Here is a 3007-nt window from a genome sequence, read left to right as displayed (position 1 = left end):
GGTAAGCGCAGCGCACCCGGGGAATGCAACGATCGAAACAACGCGTCAACGAATGCTACGTGCTCCCGGGTGCGCTGCGCTTACCCGGGCTACGACGGTGGCTTACTTCAGCGGATGCCTGACCTGGCCTTCACCGCGCACCACGAAGCGCTCTACCGTGAGCGCCTCCAGACCCATCGGGCCGTAGGAATGCAGGCGTGTGGTCGAGATGCCGATCTCCGCGCCCAGGCCCAACTCGCCGCCATCGGAGAAGCGCGAGGAGGCATTGACCATCACCACCGCCGAACGCAACGCGCGCACGAAGGCTTCGGCATGCTCCGGATTGCTGGTAGCAATGACTTCGGTGTGATCCGAGGTGTGGGCCTGGATATGGGCAATGGCGGAAGCCAGGTCCGGCACCACGCGGATGGCGAGGATCAGGTCGAGGTATTCGGCGGCATAGTCGTCTTCGCTTGCCGGGACGGTATCGGCAACCAGCGCCTGGGTGGCTGCATCACCACGCAGCTCGACACCACGTTCGCGCAGCGCCGCCGCGGCCAATGGCAGGAACTCAGCTGCGACGCCTTCATGCACCAGCAAGGTCTCCAACGAATTACAGGCCGCCGGACGTGAGGTCTTGCCATCGATCAGCAGATCCACTGCCAACTGCAGGTCGGCACTGTCATCGACGAACAGGTGGCAGACGCCCTTGTAATGTTTGATCACCGGCACCCGCGCGTGCTCGGCGACGAAGCGGATCAGGCCCTCGCCGCCGCGCGGGATGGCCAGATCGATGATGTCGTTGAGCTGCAGCAACTCCAGCATGGTCTCGCGACGCAGGTCTTCGACCAGCGTAAGTGCCGCATCCGGCAAGCCCGCCTCGCGCAGAGCGCGCTTGAGGCTGGCGGCAATCGCCGTATTGGAATGGATGGCCTCGGAGCCACCGCGCAGGATCACGCCATTGCCGGCCTTGATGCACAGCGCCGCCGCGTCAGCCGTCACATTCGGCCGCGCCTCATAGATCATCGCGATCACCCCCAACGGCACCCGCACCTTCTGCACACGGATGCCATTGGGGCGGTCGTAATCGCGGGTCACCTCGCCCACCGGATCCGGCAAGGCGGCCACTTCACGCAGCGCATCGGCCACGCCGCGCAGGCGTTCCGGGTTCAAGGCCAGACGGTCCAGCATCGCCGAACCCACACCCTTGTCGCGCGCCGCCTGCAGGTCACGCGCATTCGCGGCGAGGATGCTGCCTGCATCGGCTTCCAGCGCAGCGGCCATCGACTTCAGCAGCGTGCTGCGGGCTTGGCTGGAAAGCAGGCCCAGTTGCTGCGCGGCATCGCGGCATTGCAATGCAAGGGTGCGGATATCACTCATGTTCTGTCCTGCCGATGATCAAAGGAAAACTCACAGCAACACCAGGTCGTCACGATGGACCACGTTGTCGCCGTAGTTGTAGCCGAGGATGGATTCGATCTCGCTGGTGTGGTGCTGGCTGATGCGGCGGATATCGACGGCGGAATACTGGCTGACGCCACGTGCCACGCGCTGCTGCCCGTGCGGATCGAACAACCGCACTTCCACCATGTCGCCACGACGGAACTCGCCTTCTGCGCCCACCACGCCACCGGGCAGCAACGAGGCGCCCTTGTCGCGCAATGCGCGCGCCGCGCCGGCATCGATCAGGATCGCGCCCGGTTCAAGCGGTGCGTGCTTCAGCCAATACTTGCGCGCGGCGATACGCGACTGCCCGGCATGCAGGCGCGTGCCATGCAACCGCCCTTGCGCCAGACCGCGCACGACATCGCCGCTGCGGCCATTGAACAGGAAGGTGTCGATCCCCGCAGCACCGGCCTTGGCGGCAGCCTGCAGCTTGGTATGCATGCCTCCAGTACCGACCGCACTGCCACTGCCGCCGGCCATGGCAAGGACCTCCGGCGTCAGCTCGGTGACCTCATTGATCGGTTGTGCATCGGGATTGCTGCGCGGATCGGCGGTGTAGAGGCCGTCGATGTCGGTCGCGATGAACAAGGCATCGGCATCGACCAGCGCCGCAACGATGGCGGCGAGATTGTCGTTGTCGCCGAGCTTGAGTTCATCCACCGACACGGTGTCGTTCTCGTTGATGACCGGCAGCGCGCCCAGCGCCAGCAACTCGTTGAGCGTCGCGCGCGCATTGAGGTAGCGGCGGCGGTTGCGCAGGTCGTCATGGGTGAGCAGCACCTGCGCCACCGGGCGCTCGAAGAAGCGCTGCCACAGCCCGATCAGCTGCGCCTGGCCCAGTGCAGCCAAGGCCTGTCTGGCCGCCATGGCCGCGCCGGCTTCGGCGGCCTTGGGTACGATGGCGCGGCCTGCGGCCACTGCGCCAGAAGAAACGATCACCACTTCGCGCCCTGCCAGCACATTGGCCGACACGAACTGCGCCAGCCCAAGCGCGAACCGCGGGGTCAAGCCACCACCATCAGCCGCCAGCAGGCTGCTGCCGACCTTGAGGACGGCGCGGCGCCACTGCGGCAGCGCTTGTTCGGTGAACGGCGAGAACGATGTCTGGATCATGGGATCAGCGGGTATTCCACTCATGGATGGTCAGCTCGGAGCTGCCGTGGATGGCCAGGGGGTCACTGGCGACGATGGCTTTGGCGGCGTCGAGGGTGTCGACGTTCTTCAGCACGTAGGCGCCGCCGGTGCCGTCGCTGAAGCCGCCGGTCAGGTGAAGCTGATCCTTCCCGCTGAGTACATCGAGAAAGGCTTTGTGTGGCGCAATCACCGCGTCGTCGAACGACGGCTTGCGCATTGCCAGTACCAGGTAGAGCTTCATTGCATTCTCCTTTAGCTGCATATGACACCACGCCGAAGCGGAAGTTGGCGCGATTGCTTTCGCTTGGAACTTGCGTTGGCTTTGGCTTCTGCTCTGGCTTCTGCTCTGGCTTCTGCTCTGGCTTCTGCTCTGGCTTCTGCTTTGGCTTTGGCTTTGGCTTTGGCTTTGGCTTTGGCTTTGGCTTCTGCTTTGGCTTCTGCTTTGGCT

General features: G+C 64.5%; 4 protein-coding genes. All 4 read right to left on the bottom strand.

The genetic code is table 11. From position 1 onward, the window contains the following. Positions 1-102: 102 nt before the first annotated feature. Positions 103-1359 carry a glutamate-5-semialdehyde dehydrogenase gene (locus QMX78_RS20940; RefSeq protein ID WP_282273286.1) on the bottom strand — a complete coding sequence of 419 codons (1257 nt, stop codon included), beginning with the start codon at positions 1357-1359 and terminating at the stop codon, positions 103-105. A gap of 30 nt (positions 1360-1389) precedes the next feature. Beyond that, positions 1390-2538 carry a glutamate 5-kinase gene (proB, locus tag QMX78_RS20935; RefSeq protein WP_282273284.1) on the bottom strand — a complete coding sequence of 383 codons (1149 nt, stop codon included), beginning with the start codon at positions 2536-2538 and terminating at the stop codon, positions 1390-1392. A gap of 4 nt (positions 2539-2542) precedes the next feature. Continuing rightward, positions 2543-2800 carry a YciI family protein gene (locus tag QMX78_RS20930; protein WP_282273283.1) on the bottom strand — a complete coding sequence of 86 codons (258 nt, stop codon included), beginning with the start codon at positions 2798-2800 and terminating at the stop codon, positions 2543-2545. 11 nt (positions 2801-2811) lie between these two features. Next, the coding region (locus QMX78_RS20925; protein ID WP_282273281.1) for a hypothetical protein at positions 2812-3007 on the bottom strand (196 nt) is incomplete at its 5' end.

Source organism: Stenotrophomonas sp. PS02298, from assembly GCF_029959445.1.
In the GTDB taxonomy this organism is placed as follows: domain Bacteria; phylum Pseudomonadota; class Gammaproteobacteria; order Xanthomonadales; family Xanthomonadaceae; genus Stenotrophomonas.
Note: the sequence above shows the minus strand (reverse complement) of the source record. Positions and strands in the feature narration are given on the sequence as shown.